Origin of the sequence: Campylobacter concisus (assembly GCF_003048835.2) — a bacterium.
Classification (GTDB): domain Bacteria; phylum Campylobacterota; class Campylobacteria; order Campylobacterales; family Campylobacteraceae; genus Campylobacter_A; species Campylobacter_A concisus_D.
Window position 1 is genome coordinate 379,182 of record NZ_CP060705.1, and the last position, 19,778, is coordinate 398,959.

Below are 19,778 nucleotides of genomic sequence, written 5' to 3' on the forward strand. Positions count from 1 at the left end.
TTGCTTTCAAAAATCACTGGTTATGTAAAAATTTAAAAATTTTTAGTCCAATCATAGAATTTTGCTTAGCTTTTAAAGATATTTCCTTTGCGTACGTATCAGTTGCAAGATCGGCACTATGTCCTAGCAAAACAGATGTTAGATCGGTCAAGGAATTCTCCAAACAGTAATCCTTTATAGCCTTAGCAAAATTTCCCCTAAGCCTATGAAATGTAACGTTTGCTAGTGGGATACATTTATGGATGTGTCTATTTAATCGCTTACTAAAGTAATCGCTATTAACCTTACTGCTCTTAATATTTTCTAGCCACTTTAGATCGCTTAAATACTCAATATTTTCATGCAAAGGTATCTGTCTATACTTTTTCACTCCCCCTCTTTGTTTTGCAGTTCTAACATTTATAAATTTTATGCCATCTTCTTCGCCTACGCTTTTGCTATCAAGTTGCCAAATTTCATTTAGTCTTAATCCCGTATGAAGTGCAAACATCATATAATCTCTCAAATCTTTTCTTTGAGTGTCAAAAACTATCTTTAATTCATCTAGACTAAAGTTATCTTTCGGAGACTTCTCATCAGCTGAAATTTTAAAAGATGTAAGCATTTTAAAAGGATTGGTTGTGAGCTTGCCCATCTTTATGGCATAGTCAAAGAGCCTTTTTGAGTAAGATGTGTAGTTGTTGATGGTCTTTTTGTTAAGCTTTTTGCTTGCTAGAGTTGTTTGAAAATTTTCAGCATCACTGTAGCTAAACTCTTTACCTTGACGATCTTTAAAAAACTCATCCAAGAGCTTGCCAGTTTTAATGTAATAGCCCTTGGTCTTATCACTGGACTTTAGCTTTAAGCACTCTGTTTGTACATATCTTTTAGCTACTGCTTCAAAAGATAGCGGCGAGGTTTCTTTTGGGCTTAAAGATGCGTCCAATAATGTTTTGAACTCTTTTTCAAGCTTTTCTTCTGGAGCTACTAGATTATAAAATTTAGCTATCACCTCTTGTGAGAGCTCTTTATATTCGCTAACATCTAAAAATATGCCATTTTGTTTAATACACCGCTCATTTTGTCTTTTAATGTTTATTAAGGTCCTTAGGCTTTTAGAATTTGCATGCGTCGTGGTTATCTTTTTAGCAAGAGCTTCGTTGGCTGCGGCTTTTATAGAATTTGCCAGTCTTACCGCCTCATCTATATCTTTTGTGAAAAGGCAAAATTTAACAGTTAGCTTTTTACCATCTTTAAGAGCAGTATCAAAAAAATAGAAATTTGGTCTATTAGGAACCTTGGTAATCAATCTAGAGCTCATAGAATGATCCTAGTTTCTGTAACAAAAGTGCAAATTTTCTGTAACAAAGCTGATTTGTCTGAAATTTAAGACAAAAATATCTGCTAATAAATGCAGTTAAAACACCGAAATTTAGGGAAGTTGGAAAGAAAAATACTGTGTTTGTGGCGGACAGAGAGGGATTTGAATACTATACATTTTATTTCATATCTATTTTTATTAATTCTTTTACGTTATTTACTATTGTTCCTTTTGTTTTACACATTTTTATTTGGTGGTTTTTGTTTAGTTCTGCTTTAAAGCATTTATTTCCTATGTATTCTTTTAAAATTATTTCATCTCCGCCGTATATGGTTATTTCTTTTTTGTTGTATATGCTTATTTCCCCTTTTTCGTTGTCGTATTTCCAAAACATTTCTCTTGGTTGATTATCAAGTAAAATTTCGTGATTTTTTTTAAAACTTATATCCCAGCTACTGCCTGCTGTTAGTATAAAATCTATAAAGTATCTCTCCGTTTGTATGTTCCAGTCGCCTACTAAATTTAAATCTTTTATGTATTTGTTTTGGTTTTTGTTTTTCTCTACGTGTATTTCTATTGGATCAGCAATTAAAAAAATGCAAAGCAATAATAAAGTTTTTAGTATTCTCACTCTATTAACCTATTTCTTTTTTTAGTATTCTTGCTCTTATGTCTGATAAATAAAATTGTTGTTCCATTTCACTTAACTTATCAAATAGCTCTATTAGCTCTTTATGCGTTGGATTTATTTCACTTTCTTTTTGAAAATAAAATTCTAGTATTTTGTATAAGTTTGGGTTATTTTTCCCAGTTATAGATAGTTTTTTTATATCTTTTCCGATGAATTTGGCTACTTCTCTTTTATTCATTTATCTATCTCTACCTATTTTTTTCTTTTTATATTTAGTTTTCCATTGTTTGCTTTTTTTCTTTTTATTTTTTTCTAATTTTTTTCTAAGAATTTTTGAGTTTCCGAAATTTGATCGTCTAGTGCTAGACCTTGGTTTATTAATCTGATTAATTCTGGTTTTTTTCTTTTTTTCCCAGTTTGTTAGTGTATTTCTTGTAATATTTAATTTTTTTCTGCTAATTCTTGTCTAGTCATTTTTTTATACTTTTTTTGACAAATTATTTTTGTATTTTATTAGATTTTTCATTTATCTATCTCTTTTTAAGTATTCTTGCTTTTATGTCTGATAAATAAAAATTGTTGTTCCATTTCACTTAACTTATCAAATAGCTCTATTAGCTCTTTATGCGTTGGATTTATTTCACTTTCTTTTTGAAAATAAAAATTCTTAGTATTTTTGTATAAGTTTGGGTTATTTTTCCAGTTATAGATAGTGCTTATATCTTTTCCGATAAATTTGGCTACTTCTCTTTTTGTTCATTTATCTATTTCTTTTTAAAAATTTCTTTGTTTTTTTATATCTAGGATATAGTATTGAATTTTCTTGTTCTGATAGTTTTTTTCAAAGAGCTGTATTAATTTTTATATGCATCATTTACATATAGGCTTTCTTTTGTTTTCTTTTAAATTTAGTCCATTTTCTATAACTTCAAAAAGCTCTTTTCTATTTTTACGCCAGTTATATATTGTTTTTTCAGCTATTTTTAGCTTTTTTGCGATTTCTGCATTTGTCATTTGTATGTTTCTGTTTGTTTTATTTCTTTTTCTAATACTTTTACTTTTAAGCTAGATAAAAAATATTCTTGTTCTATCTCTGATAATTTTTCAAAATATTTTTTTAATTCATCCGTTTTTGAATTATTTTCTTGTTTATCTTTAATATTTTCTATAATGAAATTATATAGTTTTGGTCTTGATTTTTCCCAGTTATAGAGTGTTCTTAGTTCTATGTCTAGTAAATTTGCTATCTCTTTTTTTTCCATATTCTTTGAAATTCTTTCATTTTTAATTTTTATTTAAGTTACATTATGAAATAATTTCATTGTTCGTATGAAATGATTTCATATTTCCGATTTTATCGAAGGTATGTAAATTTTGCCCTTAATATGGCTTTAAACTATTTTGAACCTAATGAACTGCCCGCAACAGAGTAGAGATGTTTAGGGGCTTGTTTGTTACAACCTTAATACGTTGTAAAACTGTTGGGGGTGGTGTAGCTCTGCCCCTAAAATACTTAGCTACAAAACAAATATTTTTTAAGGAGCTACACATGTACACTTATCTTTTAGGCCTTTGTGACGAAGTTCGTCCGATTTCTCGCATCGACAAGAAAACTGGCGAAGTTTCATCGTCTATCGACGTAACTATCACTTTTGAAAGTCGCGATCAACACGGCTATCTTGTTAAATCAACTGAAACTATCAATTATGACTTTTCTCTTAAGCCAAAATTTGATTCTGTAAAAGGCAAATATATCGCTGTTCCATATCGCTTTTTAAATACTCGCAATGGTGCATATATGTTCCCTGATGAAACTTTAAGTTTCCAAGTTTTCAATGAAAATCCTTTTTTGAAAGAAACTAAATCATCTAAATAGTTAAAAGCGGGGGCTATGCCTTAATGTGAGTAGCAAACCACTCTCCCGCTCATATCAATTTCTACAAAGTTTATTTTTTAAATTTTGTAGAGATTGATCTCTAAAATTTTAAAAAGGAGTTAGATATGGAAAAAACTAAAAATTTTCTAAAATCTACTAAGGGTAAAGTTGCTGTTGCTAGCTCTATGTTGCTAACTGCTCCAGCTCTTTTTGCGGCAGATGCTCCAACTGTTCCGGCTACGCCATTAAAAGCTGATTATGCTTTGTTCGATTACGTGTTTGCTGGCGTTATTGCTGTCGCTTTTATCTTTATGATTGCTGGCAGAGTCAAGTCTTTCATAAAGTAGTTTTTTATAGGGGGCTTTTTGCTCCCTTGTAAGGTTAAAATAATGAAAGAAAATGCTATATACGTTCCTAATCTAAATATCTGTGTTAAAGATTTCTACATAAAAGATAAAAAAGTATTTTTTGTAAATTTTGATGATAGCGTTTCTACTTCTGATTATTCATTTTCTAATTTTCAAACAAACTATCTTTTTAACACTGAAACTAATATTTGCTACATTCAAAAAAATGATTTACTTCCAAATTTAGGTATATATGAATATCAATTTAATTTTTTAATGGGTCTTTCTGCGATACTTATAGCATTTTCTTTTCTTATTGGGTTAATTATAGTCGGAGCTACACGATGATTGAAGTATTTGATAATTATGTATTTAATTATTTTTTAAATGTTTTCTCTCTCTTTTTTGTGCCTATTTTTATATACGTTATAGCTCTCTCTTTTGTGAAATAGTTTTTTAGATATAAATTTTTCCTTGCGAAGCTTTAAACTTATTTTTTTCCTCAGGATAAAAAATAAGCGACAACCGCAGGGCGTCAGGTATTAAATTTTAAAAAGGGTTAAATTCATGAAGAAAATAAAATCATTTTTTCTTTTGTTCTTTATATTTTTTTCTTTTTCATCTGCTTACGCCGATTGCCATTCTTTATCGAATTTTACTAGGGCAATTTCTTTTATTTATGAGGAAAATGGTTATAAAGTTTTTAAAATTAATAACTCTCTTTATTATATTGTTGATTCAGAGATTGTTCAAAGTTCTACTCTTACTTGTGGCTTAGTTTCAGGCGGTGATCATTTTATTGTTTCTAATTTTATATTTAATATAACTGGTGTTGATAATTATTACCCTGGTTATCCTAAAGATTATTTTGTTAATGCTAATACTGTTTCTTACTCTAGGTATTATTCTTATAATTGTTCTGCTGATCAAGTTTTAAATTTAAAAACTAAAGAGTGCCAAACTTGCCCTAAAGATCATTTTCTAAATCAAGAAACTGGACAGTGTGAGCTTGATAAACGCCCTGCTTGGTGTCCTAAGCCTATGATCTACAATGAAAGAAAGGTAGAGCTTCTTCTTCGAACAAAAACTGTCGAAGAGTGTCTTCCTGATCCTAACATATCTGAAAGTGATTGCAAAAAAAGAAATATGAAATTTCATGGTTGCGATGATAGTGTTAGTGGTTATGAACTCTCAACTTGTATGAGTATTCCTAGCGGTTGTTATGCCCCTGAAACTATCGAGCATTTTAAGGCTGAAATAAAGCTTGATAATGATCTTTTTATTATGGGTGGTTTTATGATCCCACTTCCTATAAATGCTTTTAAAAATGGTCTTAGTTCTTTAACTAATTTTTTTAAAGGTTTGTTTGCTAGTGGCTCGAAAGTGCCTAAGGTAAATTTATTAGAATATCGCCCCCAAATAGTTGATATAAAAGCTACTAAGGCTGGTCCTGAGCCAGTTTTTAACCTTAATCCAGTTGATGATAATGCAATTGTTTTTAACAGCGTTTTTAAAGAAACTGGCAAGCTTGATTCCACTGCTTCAGCTTCATCAAATATAGTTAAGTCACCCCAAGCAACTGCCGATGTTTCTCCAAATTTAAGAAAATTTGATTTGCCAAAAGATGCTTCAGTTTCTAAAATTGAAAACAATACAATTGTTACTGCAAAGCTTAAGGATATGTCTAAACCTATCCCCACAAAAGATATAACTGTTCCTAATGAAGTTAAAAACATAAACCTTGATTATGATTTAAATACTATGTTTAAAGCTTCTGATAAACCTACTCCAAATTTGCCCATGACAATTAAGCAAACTAGCAATGCAGGCAATAAAGCAACTTACAAAGGTAATATTGTTACCCCTGATAAAAGTGTTATTGATGTTGAAGTTGTTGAAACTACTACATCTACTGGCTCTAAGGTTCAAGATGTAACTTATTCTTATATTTATAAGACCCCAAGCGGTAGTAATAAGTTTTCTACTGGTTACGTTAATACTATTACTTCTGATAATAAAGTTACTAATTCTATTCCAAAAGATAGCACATCAACAAATTCATCTGGTAGCTCATCTAATTCAGGTAGTGGCGGTTCATCATCAACAACTACTCCTAGCCAGCCTACCCAGTCTATTGATTTAAGCTCTTTAGAGCAGGCTTTAAATAGAAATAGTGCCAAGCTTGATACTATAAACGATACTTTAACTTCTATCAAAAATCAACAGTTAGAACAATGGAATTATGAGCCTAATGTTAATACTGCTACTTCTTTTTCTGCACTGCAAAGCGAGCTTGCTAAATTTGATGTGTCCGTTAATGATGCTTTTAATTTTTTGAACAACTTTAAGAGCGATATTGACAACTTAATGAATAACTTTAACGAGTCGCTTGACGTTTTTAATAAAGGTATTGATGCTCCTGATATTCCAAAAGGAACTTGTCCTTTTACTATTAGTGGTCCAACTCCTGGTAGCGGTAAAAATAATTTATTTAATATCGATCCTTGTCGTTTTGTTACTCCTTATAGGTCTATTCTTACTTTGTTTTTCACGATTTGGTTTAGCTTCGAGATCATTATGTTTTCTTTGAAATATCTCTTTAGGGTGGGTGGTGAATCATGAAATGGTTAATCGGTGCGGTTGGTGGTTTTATAGTTAATTTTATTGAATTTCTAGTAAAGAAAATTGGCATAAGAAATACTATTTTAGCCTTTGTTGTGCCTATTTATGCTTCTTTTGTGGCTTTTCTTATTGCTTTTGCTGGCTATGCCATTTTATTTATTATGAAAATTTGGAATTTACTTAGGGAGTATATCCCTAAAATGTTTGATTATGGCTCTAGCGTTAGTGGTTCTTTTGGCGGTTTGCCTAATCAGACTGTTTTAAATTCTGCTATGGAGTTTTTACATCAAAGCGGTTTAGCTTCTGCTTTTTCAACTGCAATGACCTTGTTTATATCTATTCTTAGCTTGTTCTTTGCTCTCCAGCTTTATAGGGTTATCTTGTATGTTAGGGCTAATATGACAAAGATCATAACTGATCTATTAACTTTAATGAGTAGATAGCATGCTTAGTTTAATTATTGGTCCGCCACGTTCTGGAAAAACTTATAAAGCGGTTCATTTAATAAATGATGAGTATGAATTGCACTTAAAAGGCGAATCAAAGTATAGGTTTATTTATACTAATATCAATGGCTTAAAATTTGATCATTTTAACGGCTTTGTAAAGCAATATGATAAAAATGATTTTCTTACTGCCGTTAGTCAAGAATATACCCTTAGTTCTCAATATGAAAATGGCTTTTTAGAGAATGTAGATAATTATGATGAATATGCCTTGAAAAATGGAATTTACGAAAATTATCATCATTGCTTGATAGTTCTTGATGAAGCTTACAACACCTTTACTAAAAACTTTAATGAGAGCTTGGGTAGATTTCTAAGCTATCATGGACACTTTGGGATAGATATTATCTTTCTTTTCCAGTCTAAACGTCAGACAAATAGAGAATATTTAGTTCATACCGAGCTCATGTATATGGCTCAGCCTAGCGGAAAAAGGCTCTTTAGTAGTCTTTTTAAATATAAAGTCTATAGCACTTCATCTAATTTTAATTACAATCTTATTCGTTCTGAAAATCTAAAATTTAATCAAAAAGTTTCAGATTTATATAGTAGTGGTTCAAAAGAAATTTATAAAAGCTATGCAACTAAAAAGATTTTATTTTTAATAATTTTTATTGTAGCTTCTTACGCTATATATAAATTCTTAGAGCCTAAACATGAGCCAGCTCAATCAACTATTCAAGATACTAGGTTTGTTGATTTAAATACTTCTGATTCTAAAGAGCCTAAAACAATTTCAAATAGTGTAGATAATTCAGATATAAACACCACTATTTTTAATAATAATAGAATCTATCTAAGGGTAACTTGCTTTCCAAGCGGTTGTAAATTTAGAAATTACGCCATTGATTTATCTTTAGATAGCTTCTTAGAACTCCTTTCTTTCTCAAACTGCCATATATTCTTACAAGATAAGAAGTCAGGCAACTACATTGATTACTTTGTTTCTTGCCATGCAGATTTTGAAAGGGTTTTAAAAAGCTTAGAAAATTCATCACAAGGGTTTGCAAATGAAAAATCTCCAAAAACTGATTCTAGTCCTATGCTTCCTACTCTCAAGTAGTTTATCTGCCTTAGAATATCGTAATATTGCCTTTAACGATTTCTTAGGCGAGATTAGTTCTATAACTGGTAAAAATATTGTCATTAGTGGCAATGTTGATACTAACTTTGACGTGTTTTTACCTACGCTTGATTTAAGCAATACTGATACTTTTTCTAAGTTGCTTAAAGATATTTTAAACGTGAATGGTCTTGATTATTTGATTCAAGATAGCGTTTTGTTGATATATAATCCAAAAGTTGAAGATAAGCCAGTTTTGAAAGACTATATAATAAAATTTAAGCACATATCAAAAGAAGATGTTGTATCTGCCTTATCTTTGTTTAGTGAAAATATAAAATACACTGTTTATAGTGATAGGATATTGCTTATTACCACTGAAAGCCAGTATAAGATTATTGATAATCTTATTAATGGGCTTGATACTAGCTATCAATTACGACAGCTTAGCTTTACTATTATTAGCACAGATAACACAAAGCTTAAAGAGATTGGACCACGTATAGAATCTATCTTAAGTCCTTTAGATCATTTCTACTTTAAAATTATTACCAACGTTCTTACAGTCGATAGCACCAAAGTTAATAAAGATTCTGTCACCAGTCTTATAAATTTACTTAAAGAAAAGGGCGTTTCTGATCTGATCTATAATCCTAGAGTTACTGTTATTGATAATAAAGATAGCGTAATTGAGAGCGTTATAAAAACCCCTATTCAAAAATCATCAATCGATATTCAAAATAGTCAAAGCATTACTACCAACCAAGTTGAATATCAAGATGTTGGTTTAAAGCTTTATATTTCAAGTGTCTTGATTACTAATGATAGTGTTAGTTTTACTTTGGATCTATATATTGAAAATTTGCTTGATGATACATTAACTCCTAGAATTTCAAGTAGGCATCTAAAAACAAATGTTTATCTTACTGATACAAATTCATTTCTTATTGGCGGTATTAATAGCAAAGAAACAATTAAATCAACAAAGACTATTCCATTTATTGAAAATATTCCTATTCTTGGCGATATAACGACGTATAAAAGCGAAAAAACAAACGATTATAGCTTTAGTATATTTATCACTATGCTACCATCTGAGAAAGATATTTTTTCAGAGTTTTATTATGATCCAGCAGATAAACACCTTGCTTTAGAACGTTACTTAACGAGCGCATCGCGCAACGCAAAAGGGGCCCCACGAAGTGGGGAATGAGCGTGCGCTCTTGGCTATATATAATATAAGTGTGTAACCTAAAGGAATAAGATGTATGGAATTACCGAAACCGATAAAATCTTTTTAAAAACTAAGCTAGAAAATCAAAAGAAATTTCTTGATAGCAATTTCTTTATGATAAATGGCGAGTATGTTCCTTACTCAAATTTTTATTTTTCTAGCTGGCATAACTCAAATAGATACATTGCTGAACTTAATAACCGAGTAGCTAGTCTTAATGATTATGCTCTAAGTCAAGGTCTTTGCCCTATTTTTGCAGTTTTTACCTTGCCAAGCGAGTATCATAGACAAAAGCTTATAACTCTTAAGAGTGGCAAGAAAAAGCTTGTTTATAATAAAAAGTATATCGATGATGATAAGCATAGCGTTAGCGCAGGTGCTAGTAAGCTTCAAGCTTTAGTTAGAAGCATTATGAATTCATTGCATTTTAGAAGCTTATCACAAAATCAAAGGTGCTATATAACTACTAAAGAACCGCACTTAGATGGAACTTGTCATTTAAATTTACTTGTTTTTGTCCCTAAAGAAAATTTGGATAAGTGCGTTTCTGCTATTAAAAGTCGTTTTTTAGATACTCATAGCAGGGTTGAAACTGATATTAAAAATGCTACTTCGTATGTTATGAAATATATTTTTAAAACTCTTGATGATTTACGCCAAAATCCTGATTTGGATAACTTAACCGATATTAGCTATTGGTATTTAAAGCATAAAATTAGACGTTTTACAATGTCAAAAACATTTGTAAGTCTTGAAATTTATAGAAAACTAAACGGCAGTATTGATCTAATATCTCTTACTAAAAACTATAATAAAGGCTTGGTTACTGTTGTCGTTGATCCTGACACTAGGAAGCCTTTAAAAATATTTGATGAATTTGGCGATCTTTGGCAAAAAACTAGGATTATTAAAGATAGCAATACTATTAAACGATATGAAGATGCAAGCGATGAAATAAAGAATTTTGGTAGCACTTTAAAACAAAGGCAAATTTTAAAAATTTGCGATGAATTGTTTAATACCGAAAAAAGAGTTAAGCCAGTAAGTAAAATGCGAGATTACGAGCTAGTAAATTACTATCAAAGCTTGGGCGGTGATGTCAATACTCAACATTTGGCTTATGTTGAAAATTTAATGCTTGATAGAAATTTAGATAATTTTACACATTATCACGAAAAGCACGATTTAAATGCCCCTGATATTGATAGTTTTGTAGATAGATGTTTGATTTGTAATGAGTTTTAAGGAGTATATTATGAAAAATTTATTAGTTGATCTTTCTCGTTATCCGTTTTGTTTTTTTCCACAATTAGACTTAGGCATTAATGTTGAAGAATTTGATTTATATAATTATGAAGAATTTGATACTACCTTTTTTAAAACTTATTATTCTTTTTCTAAATATGGTTTATGTGATTTTTCTAGTTTTGATGATCTTCTTGATGCTTTTGCTAAAAAATTTGATTATGATTGTTTTAAGCTAATTTAATGGTTTGCAATGAGTTTTAACTATGCAAAATGTTAAATTTAAATATTATGCTGATTTATATCTCAAGCTCGGTAAGTCTGAATGGAAATTATCGACGTATTGCAAGAATAAGGGCATTGTAAAAAATAGGCTAAATGTTTTTTTTGGCATGGATATTGATGAAATAAAGCCTAGCGTTATTCGTTTGTGGTTAAATTCAATTCAAGACGTTTCTAATAAAAGCAAGAAGCATTATTTGAATTCTCTATCTATGATCTTAAAGCTTGCCCTAGAAGATGAGATAATTGATAAAAATCCCATTATTCATATTAAAAGTATAGTCCATAAAACACCAAGAATAGAGCCTTTTACTAGCCAGCAGGTAAATGATATTCTTAGATTATCTACTAGATATAATGATAGATTTCAAATTTTTTTATATATTGGCTTTTTTACAGGCATGCGGACTGGCGAGATATTATCTTTAAAGATGAAAGATGTTGATTTAGAAAATAGGGTTATAAATATAAATTCAACTCGCTCTAGGTTTGGCGAGAATACACCAAAGACTATTTATTCGATTAGATCAATACCTATTTTAGATAATTTATATATAAGATTAAAAACTTATATTGAAAAATATTCAGGTAATATTTATCTTTTGCAAACTCAATATAATGAACCTTACCGAGATACTGGCGTTTTTACTTCTGACTTTTGGAAGCCTATTTTAGACGAGTTAAATTTACCATATAGGCGACTTTATAATATGCGACATACTTATGCTACTTCTATGCTTTATCAAAACTTTGTTACCCCAGTAGAATTATCAAAATTATTAGGTCACTCCACGCCTAAGATGATTTATGATGTCTATGTTAATTATCTTAATTCAAACTTAAAAGATTTTAAACGAGATATTTCAATTTATTGATTTGGGTCGGCATAGGGATTTTTTTATTTTATAAATTTGTTATTAAATGCCGTATTTTTGGGGTTTGTGGCGGACAGAGAGGGATTTGAACCCTCGAGCCCCGATTAAGAGCTGCACCCTTAGCAGGGGTGTGGTTTCAGCCGCTCACCCATCTGTCCATGTTTATGAAAAATTTTATTAAAAATAAATGGTGGTTAGAGGCAGAATCGAACTGCCGACACGCAGATTTTCAGTCTGCTGCTCTACCGACTGAGCTATCCAACCACCTTGATAAAAGAAATTGGATTATACATTTTAAATATTTAAACTAAGTTTAAAAATATACAAGAAGCTTTTGTTTTTAAGAAATTTAAATCTAAAACTATAAATTTTGCCTGACAGAGTTAAATTTAATGCACCAAATTTACTACACTTACATCTTTGTCTATTTCGATAAAAAATGTTTGCATACTTGCTCCGCTGCCGTATGTGCCTTTATAGACTTGATTTATTGCATGTCCACTAGCATCAATCGCCACTTGGTTGTACGTATCGTCTAAAGTGCTATGCTTTAAATTTAGTGCTGCCACTTCGCTGTCTGTAGCTTGCGTGAAGATAGTGCCTTTGCCCTCCAGCGCCACTTTGTCGTTATTGTCGCCTTTGATCTTTAGCACGGTATTTACGCTTTTTAGACCACCATCTGTTACTTGTGAGTCTATGATATCAAGCACGCTTTTAGCATCCAGTCCTATCGAGACCGCCTGAGTGCTCTTGCTACCAAGCTGTAAAGCTTCAAAGCTCTTTAATTTATCGTTTTTTAGGTCAGCCACTCTGCTAAGATCGATATTTTCAGTAAAGATGAGCGTATCAGCGCCATCTTTTGCGTCTATCTTGTTGCCTTCATAGGTAAAGGTATTGTTTTGATCATCTCCCTCGTGAGTGATCTTGATATTTTTATCTATCTCAACGAAAAATGTTTTTGTGCTAGTTCCATCGGTGTATGTGCCTTTGTAGACGTGATTTACTGGAGTGTCGTAGGAGTCGATAATTGGCTTACCGTTTGCATCTTTATATGTTTTCCATACATCTGGGTTATGCGTTGGATCTGGCTGGAATTCTCTTACATGTCCGTTACCATCAGTTTCTACTTTATTATAGCTACCACCTATGGCTTTGCTGTGCTTCCAGTTTAGCAAAGTGACCTCTTCGTTTGTTGCTAATTCAAATTTATTTGTGCCATCGTTTATTAGTTTTACGATATCGTTGCTATCTCCTAGTATCTTTAAAACAGTATTTATGCTTTCAGTGCCAGATACGGTTGTTAGGGTTGAGTATTCGCCCTCTGTTATTCTTGTTGTTCTAGAGTCTATTATGTCAAGAACATTTTTTGTGTTAAATGATATTGAAACAGCTTGATTTTCTGTGCCTAATTGCAGGCGTTCGAAGCTTTTTAGATTATCATTTAAATTACTCACCTTTTCTAGTTTTGTATCTTCAACAAATATCAGCTTATCAACGCCACCTTTTGCGTCTATATTCTTGCCATTGTAGATAAATACATCGTTTAGGTTGCTACCTTCAAGGCTATCATTATTGTGTTTGAGATGTATTACTTTGTTAAAGTCATCCGTGTCATCGCCAAAATATTTTGTCGGCTTACTACTATCTTTTTCTTGATTTATTAAGTTTCTATACCCTTTTTTGCCAGCTATAAGACCATCTTTTTCATCGCTAACATATCCTTTATCATGCAGAGCTTTTACATAGCTATCACTAAAAAGGTGCGTGCCGCTACCCTCTGAGCCTATGATTTTATAGTCGCTAGGGTTTTGTGAGCTTTTCTTTATCATTATGTCTAAGAGTGTGTCTTTTGTTCTATCGACATAATCAACCTCTATCCTATAAAATCCTTTTTTTTAGATTATAAGGATGAGTTTGTCCATGGGGACCATTATCTCCTGAACCAAACCAATATGCCCACTTTCCAAAACTTTCATCTGCTATTTTTACATCTACCATATCTTGAAAGTGTTTTGCAGCTATGTTGTATTGACCATCTTCTTTTATATATATCCAACCTTTCATTTTCATGATCAGATCAGTTCCTACAGGCTCTGCCTCTTCAAGGACGTAGTTTCCTGTTTTGTTTAGGTTGTAATGCGCCCCAGTGTGATCGGTATCCTTTGCATATGGAGAGTGACCTACTTTTGCCATATCGTCCATATTTAGCTCTTCTTTGTGAGGTCTTGTTGAGCTTAATTCCCAGTCTTTACCTCCTTGAAAAGAAAGCTCATTATAAGTAGTAGTTGCACTAACGCCAGCCCACTCCATCCACTGTGTATAGTGGTTAGCTACGTGGTATCCATATCCTGCTTTGTTGTCGTTAAGATCCTTTCTATCATAGATTGGTCCATAAGGATGTTGTATATGGGTTGTTACTTCTGGATATAGATCCATAAATTCTCTATTTGTGCAGTCAAAAAACCACATATCAACATCAAGGCCTTTGTTTGCCACCATAGTCACGGTTTGAACAGCTAAATTTCCCGCATCATCTAGCCTTTCTACTATGTAGTTTTTGCTGCCGGTGTTTTGTGCTACGTTAAAGCTTCCAGAGTAGCTTAAATTTCTATCAAGTGTCAGTGTCGTCTTATCAGATGTCTCAGCGTCTATGACCTCTACATCTTTTGATTTTTCATCGTGTGGATTGTTTGCAGCTTCGCCTTTGCCGCTAAAATTTATAGCGTAGTTACTTGAGCCATTTTTTATATTGTTAAAATCAGCCTCTATTAGTTTATCGGGCTTTGAGTCAAGATCGACTGTGATAGTTAGGTTATCATCTCTTTGAGGCACGCCGTCAGTTCCCACGTAGGTGGCGTCTATGATATGGTGCGTTCTATCTAGCTTTTTGCCAGCTTTTTCAAAGTCTGCTATGACGGTGTTATTCTCGATCTTGGCTATAAAGCTATCACTTATATTTCCATTTTCATCTTTTATCTCTATTAGCACGTAGCCCTTGCCGTCACTTGTGGTATCTGGCTTATTTATACCAAATTTAATGTATGGCTGTTCGTCATTCGTAAGAGCGATGTTGTAGTTTATCTTTTGGGTCGAATTTGACTCATACTGGCTTGTCGAGATGATATGCTCGTAGTCCTCTTCGTTTAGGTATTTTGCGGAGTGGATATCGGCATTATCTATCTTTGTAACAAGCTTTACATCGTCTATATAGTCAAGCACTCCAAAGGCAAATAGCCTGCCACTTGAAGTGCCAGAGATCGCACTTCCATCATCTTTTATAAGGGTCGCATCGACTAAGGTCGGACGCTTGCTGCTTACCGTCACGTCTGGTATGGTGATAGCGCCGTCAGTTATCACTTTTATATCGCTTGGATCTTTTTTGTTTATCATATGCACGCCATCATCGTCTAGGATGTAGCTCACGGTTGATTGTTTGTTTGTAAGTGGGTTTAGGATGCTTATCTTTAGCTCATCTTTTGGCACTGCGCTACTTGGGAGATAGACCTTTACATCAGAGGTCGTTATGGCTCCAGTGGTGTCATCTATGAGCCCATCTCCATCAGCGTCTTTTACAAATTTTGCCACTGGGCTGTCGCTAAATTTTATCTCATTTGTGTCGCTCTCGCCTTTGTTGCCAGCCTTGTCCATCATTGTCGTCGTTATGCTTGTGGTTTTGCCATGTTCTATTGGCACTGTGATCTTAAATTTGCCGTCATTTAGTGGCACTTCATTGTGATCAGGGGCGATTATCTTGCCATTAGTGTATGTGTAGACCTTGTGCGTTTTACTGCCGTCTGGGTTGGTGACATCGATGGCTATCTTATCGCCTTCTTTTATCATGCTTGGGATTTTTATGGAGGCCTCAGTTTTTGTTGGGTCGCCGTCATTGTATCTATTTTCTGAGGTATCTATCCTGCCATCTGGTGTTCTATTACTAGAGCCCAAGTCACTATCGAAGCTTATCTTAGCTGATTTTACAGGTGGAGCTACCACGACGCTTGGAGTGGTTTGGCTACTTGTGCCATTTGGTTTTGGCGTGCCATGCTCGTCATTAACCGTTGCATTTATAGATACGCTTGAGCCAGGTGCTACTGGTACGCTTACGCCTGGCACTTCAAATTTACCATTAACTATTGGCACTACTACGCTTGGGTTATTTTTATCATAAACGCTTGTACCATCATCGCTTACTACAAATTCTTTTGGCGAGCCACCTATGTTGATAGTGACGCTCTCTTTTGGCTTTATAGTGCGAGGTAAATTTATCTCAACCTTTGAAGTGCCGTCACCTATCTCGTCGCTACTTATCAGTCCATCACCATTTTTATCGGCTGTTAGCGTCACTTTGACTGTGTCGCTTACGCTGCTGCTTGGCGTAGTGCTTGTGGCTGAGACGTTGCCAAATTTATCAACTACGCCAGTTTCTATACTGCTTCCTGCCGTGATGTTTGCGATGTTTGGCACGCTAAAGCTAACCGCGCCATTTTCATCGGTCGTAAATGTATAGGTGTTGCCGTCCTCGTCAGTAGCCGTGCCATTTTCTTTATCTAGCGTAAATTTCTTCTCTACTGGTGGTTTGCCTGGTTCATTTAGCTTAAACGTGATCTTATCTCCAGTGCTAAGCTCGTCAGGCACTACAAATTTCATACCGCTAGTTTGCGTGCCACTGCCATATCCTAGCTCGGTCGCATCTATCACGCCGTCGCCATTTTTATCAAGATCAAGCGTGGCTGTCACTTTTGAGGTGGCTGGCGTGTCGTTTAGCTCATAAGCAGTTGGTGGCGCGGTAAATGTCTTGCCACCAGTGGTGTATGAGCTTGTCACAGTTGTTTTGCCATGGTTTAAAATTTCAACCCCAGTGATCTCTGCTTTGCCATTTACGATAGGTATAGGAGGCGCTCCAGTAGGCGTGCCAGTGCTATCAACTGGGATTAGCTCGTTTGTTATCGTATTTACTTTGTAGTTGCTAGTTTTGCCGCCACCTTTCATGTTTGTCTTTATCGTGATGATGTCGCCATTTTTGGCAACATCTGGGATATGGGCGTCTATGCTTGTGATGATTTTCTTGCCATCAGGAGTCTTTGGTAGTGAGTTTAGCTGCGCTCCTCCTAAAAAGCCCTTTTTCTCGCCAGTATCGCTTGTGAGGTTGAAATTTAGCACGATGTTTGGCTCTGGTTGTGGTGTAAAATTTAGGTTTTCAGCACCAAACCCAGCGTAAGAGACCCCGCCGATTTTAGCTTCGCCAACTGACCATTTGATCTCGTCATGCCTAGCTTCAAGAGTACGCAAACCTGTGTAGAAGTCGTAGATGTTTGAGTAGTGGCCGCCTAGTTCAAATTTAATGCCGCCACTACTGCCAGCAGAGGCGAAGTTATGTGATGATGAGCCGTGAGAAGATGGCTCTTGATGGGAGATTTGATCATCGTCATTTGCGTGTTCTTTGTGGTTTTCAAGGATGTTTGCGTTTTTTGGGATGACTAGCTCGCCCTTATGCTCAGCAAAGACATTTATAGTGTGAAATACCGAGCTAAAGCCGACATAAGCCTTTTCACCGTCATCAAAAACAATGGTAAGGTTCGAGTTTTCGCTCGTTTTTATATCATCACCAAGGTAAATTTCATCGCCTTTGTGTAGCACCCTCATAGTGCCGTCCCTGCTTATGGCGATGGCTTCACCCTTGATCTTTTTGATAACGCCGATCCTTATGGCGTCAAAATTTGGCATTTTTTCATCCCTGCAAAATGTGTGTATTGTAATATCGGAAAATCTCTTAAAAATTTATATAGTTTGTACTACATCACCTCGACATGTACGTTTTTATCTATCTCGACAAAAAATGTCTGCCCAGCGTTGTTTTCGCCTCTATAGACTTGATTGACCGCTTCGCCACTTGGCTCTACTGCAAGCTTGTTATAGTCAGCTCCGATGACGCTATGCTTTACATTTAGAGCGGTTACTTCTGTGGTTGTAGCTTTTATGAAATTCCCAACTAGCTGCACCACGTCGTCACTATCGCCTGAAATTTTAAGGATAGTATTTAGACTTACTTTACCATCAGGACCCTCGGTAGGGTTGGAGTCTATCATGTCGCTTATGTTTTGCCCGTTTAGCTTTAGCTTCACAGCCTTTGTGCCGTCAAGCTCGATGCGCTCAAAGCTCTCAAGGCGCTTATCTAGCTCTTCTATCTTTGTTAGATCCACGTTTTGGGTAAAAAGTAGCGTGTCTTTACCGCCTTTTGCGTCGATATCGTGTGAGTTAAAGATAAATTTATCATCATCGTTGCTGCCAACGTCTTTAGTGCCTTCAAATTTTAGGTCAAATGGCTTATCAAAATCGCTTGCATTATCGCCAAATCTCACGCCATTTGTTTCTTTTGCCTTATAAAACGTATCGCTCTCTTTTGTCACAAGATGATTGTGTTCAAGAGCCTCCATATAGGCGTTGCTGACTAGTTTTATGTTAGGGTCATCTGAAATAATTTTATTAGTAGGGCTGATGCCAGAGAATGCTGTAAAATTATAACTATATCTATCATCAGATACTTCTATATGTACTTTATAAAAGCCGTAGTCTTCTGTTAAATTTAGGCTACTTGTGCTTACGCCTTGTGGGGCATTGCCTTCATCTCTGCCGCCATTTTTACTTGCCGATCCAAATGGCTGCCATGAAATTTCTCTACCATCAAATTCAAACTTAATACTTTGCCTTTCAGGCTTTGCATCATAATAAAAATTGTTAATATCACTACGATTTTTTATAAATATCCAGCCATCCATGCTGACCATTACTCCATCTGCTGTTATCTTGGACTCATATAGCTTATAGTGTCCGTTTAAATTGTGTGGCTTGAAGGGGCTGGTCATATTTTCGCTTAGTCTATCATTGGCATAGTCTGCATTTGAAGCTCTGCCTATCTTAGCGAGCTCCATAGCTGTCGGAGTACGGTCGCGTAGTCTGCTAGCTTTAGCTGGATCTGATGTGTCGAAATATCCAGGATCAGCCTGTTGCCCACTATAGTAATATAGGTCATTAAAAGTACTTGTCGCACTTACGTGATGGCTTGCACTCCACTCTTTTAGTATGCTTTTGCTATTATGCTCTATATCATAATAATCAAGCCCTCGACCATGGTTTCTAGCTGAGTCATAAAGCCAAATATCTGCATCCAGCCCTCTGTTTGTGACATTTAACACATTTATGGTATCTATAAATGGCTCTTCTTTCGGCTCTGCAGCGCCGCCGCTTTTTTCTACCTGCGTGCTAGAAGCGCCTGAGACGCTTTTTAGCTCACTTGGCTGGGCGCTACTTATGTTTGGCTCTAAAGATCTGTGTTGGTTGTAAATTTGATGGATATTTGCGCTATGTCCGCTTGTGACAAAGCTCGCCGCACTTAAAGATATGCCCTCGCTCGCGCCAAAGCCGTTAGAGTGATCGCTCTCGCCCTTTTCTTCTGCTGGTTTTGTTGAAATTTTTAAAATTTCATCTAAATTTACGCTTTGATGAGCGCTTAAATTTACCTGCTCGCCATCTTCTAAAGTGATCTTGGCGTCTAAATTTTTAGTAAAAATTTTCTCATCAGCGTAAATCTCATCGCCATCTTTTAGCATTTTTATGCTTCCATCTTGGCTTATGACGTAAATTTCACCCTGAACATCTTTTATTATCAATTTTTTATTTTTCATAATTTTTCCTTGTTTTAGTCTAAGCCATATCGGATAAATTTATAAAATATGTATAGCTAAGGTCTTATTTTGTGGAGATTGTAGTGAAAGAAGCTAGGTATTATTATTGTTTTAT

The 19,778-nt window shown here is 34.3% G+C and carries 18 protein-coding genes and 2 tRNA genes; 10 read left to right on the plus strand and 10 right to left on the minus strand.

Going from position 1 to position 19,778, the window contains the following annotated elements; genetic code table 11:
* Nucleotides 1–13 precede the first annotated feature (13 nt).
* The 5 genes from CVT08_RS01890 to CVT08_RS01910 form a co-directional block, all read right to left on the minus strand.
* Complete coding sequence (locus CVT08_RS01890) at nucleotides 14–1,300, minus strand: tyrosine-type recombinase/integrase (RefSeq protein ID WP_196381014.1); 1,287 nt, start codon at nucleotides 1,298–1,300, stop codon at nucleotides 14–16.
* Between the two features lie 178 nt (nucleotides 1,301–1,478).
* Entirely contained in the window at nucleotides 1,479–1,931 is a 453-nt protein-coding gene (locus CVT08_RS01895; protein WP_103578955.1) for a hypothetical protein, read from the minus strand.
* Between the two features lie 4 nt (nucleotides 1,932–1,935).
* Entirely contained in the window at nucleotides 1,936–2,169 is a 234-nt protein-coding gene (locus CVT08_RS01900) for a hypothetical protein (protein ID WP_196381015.1), read from the minus strand.
* 632 nt (nucleotides 2,170–2,801) lie between these two features.
* Nucleotides 2,802–2,945, minus strand: coding sequence for a hypothetical protein (locus CVT08_RS10105; protein ID WP_230855946.1), 144 nt, complete (start codon nucleotides 2,943–2,945; stop codon nucleotides 2,802–2,804).
* Nucleotides 2,942–3,193 (minus strand): cobalt chelatase, encoded by a 252-nt coding sequence (locus CVT08_RS01910; RefSeq protein ID WP_103578958.1) that lies wholly within the window; start codon nucleotides 3,191–3,193, stop codon nucleotides 2,942–2,944. The genes CVT08_RS10105 and CVT08_RS01910 overlap by 4 nt, the downstream gene beginning before the upstream one ends.
* A gap of 173 nt (nucleotides 3,194–3,366) precedes the next feature.
* Here CVT08_RS01910 and CVT08_RS01915 point away from each other — a divergent pair, with 173 nt between their 5' ends.
* The 10 genes from CVT08_RS01915 (at nucleotide 3,367) to CVT08_RS01960 (ending at nucleotide 11,981) form a co-directional block, all read left to right on the plus strand.
* A complete protein-coding gene (locus tag CVT08_RS01915) occupies nucleotides 3,367–3,807 on the plus strand; it encodes a hypothetical protein (protein WP_196381016.1) in 441 nt (146 codons plus the stop codon).
* A 125-nt stretch (nucleotides 3,808–3,932) separates the two neighbouring features.
* Nucleotides 3,933–4,154 carry a phosphonate transporter gene (locus tag CVT08_RS01920; protein WP_107856962.1) on the plus strand — a complete coding sequence of 74 codons (222 nt, stop codon included), beginning with the start codon at nucleotides 3,933–3,935 and terminating at the stop codon, nucleotides 4,152–4,154.
* A gap of 42 nt (nucleotides 4,155–4,196) precedes the next feature.
* On the plus strand, nucleotides 4,197–4,502 hold the full coding sequence (locus tag CVT08_RS01925) for a hypothetical protein (RefSeq protein ID WP_107856963.1): 306 nt from the start codon (nucleotides 4,197–4,199) through the stop codon (nucleotides 4,500–4,502).
* Nucleotides 4,503–4,721: 219 nt separating this feature from the next.
* On the plus strand, nucleotides 4,722–6,776 hold the full coding sequence (locus CVT08_RS01930) for a hypothetical protein (protein ID WP_196381017.1): 2,055 nt from the start codon (nucleotides 4,722–4,724) through the stop codon (nucleotides 6,774–6,776).
* Complete coding sequence (locus CVT08_RS01935) at nucleotides 6,773–7,219, plus strand: hypothetical protein (RefSeq protein ID WP_103610599.1); 447 nt, start codon at nucleotides 6,773–6,775, stop codon at nucleotides 7,217–7,219. Before CVT08_RS01930 ends, CVT08_RS01935 begins: the two co-directional genes overlap by 4 nt.
* Before the next feature lies 1 nt (nucleotide 7,220).
* A complete protein-coding gene (locus CVT08_RS01940) occupies nucleotides 7,221–8,345 on the plus strand; it encodes a zonular occludens toxin domain-containing protein (protein ID WP_107856964.1) in 1,125 nt (374 codons plus the stop codon).
* A complete protein-coding gene (locus tag CVT08_RS01945) occupies nucleotides 8,293–9,558 on the plus strand; it encodes a type II secretion system protein GspD (RefSeq protein ID WP_196381018.1) in 1,266 nt (421 codons plus the stop codon). Before CVT08_RS01940 ends, CVT08_RS01945 begins: the two co-directional genes overlap by 53 nt.
* A gap of 51 nt (nucleotides 9,559–9,609) precedes the next feature.
* Nucleotides 9,610–10,824, plus strand: a complete 1,215-nt coding sequence (locus CVT08_RS01950; protein WP_107856965.1) for a radical SAM protein — start codon at nucleotides 9,610–9,612, stop codon at nucleotides 10,822–10,824.
* A gap of 10 nt (nucleotides 10,825–10,834) precedes the next feature.
* Nucleotides 10,835–11,068: a hypothetical protein gene (locus tag CVT08_RS01955; protein ID WP_107856966.1), complete on the plus strand. Its 234-nt coding sequence runs from the start codon at nucleotides 10,835–10,837 to the stop codon at nucleotides 11,066–11,068.
* 22 nt (nucleotides 11,069–11,090) lie between these two features.
* On the plus strand, nucleotides 11,091–11,981 hold the full coding sequence (locus CVT08_RS01960; protein WP_107856967.1) for a tyrosine-type recombinase/integrase: 891 nt from the start codon (nucleotides 11,091–11,093) through the stop codon (nucleotides 11,979–11,981).
* Between the two features lie 67 nt (nucleotides 11,982–12,048).
* Here the strand turns inward: CVT08_RS01960 and CVT08_RS01965 are convergent.
* The 5 genes from CVT08_RS01965 to CVT08_RS01980 all read right to left on the minus strand — a co-directional run bounded on the left by CVT08_RS01965 (nucleotide 12,049) and on the right by CVT08_RS01980 (nucleotide 19,663).
* Nucleotides 12,049–12,139, minus strand: a tRNA-Ser gene (locus CVT08_RS01965).
* A 30-nt stretch (nucleotides 12,140–12,169) separates the two neighbouring features.
* Nucleotides 12,170–12,245, minus strand: a tRNA-Phe gene (locus CVT08_RS01970).
* A gap of 125 nt (nucleotides 12,246–12,370) precedes the next feature.
* Complete coding sequence (locus CVT08_RS10110) at nucleotides 12,371–13,810, minus strand: hypothetical protein (RefSeq protein WP_230855947.1); 1,440 nt, start codon at nucleotides 13,808–13,810, stop codon at nucleotides 12,371–12,373.
* Between the two features lie 49 nt (nucleotides 13,811–13,859).
* A complete protein-coding gene (locus tag CVT08_RS01975; protein WP_230855948.1) occupies nucleotides 13,860–17,705 on the minus strand; it encodes a hypothetical protein in 3,846 nt (1,281 codons plus the stop codon).
* A gap of 68 nt (nucleotides 17,706–17,773) precedes the next feature.
* Nucleotides 17,774–19,663, minus strand: coding sequence for a hypothetical protein (locus tag CVT08_RS01980; RefSeq protein ID WP_107856968.1), 1,890 nt, complete (start codon nucleotides 19,661–19,663; stop codon nucleotides 17,774–17,776).
* Nucleotides 19,664–19,778: the final 115 nt, after the last annotated feature.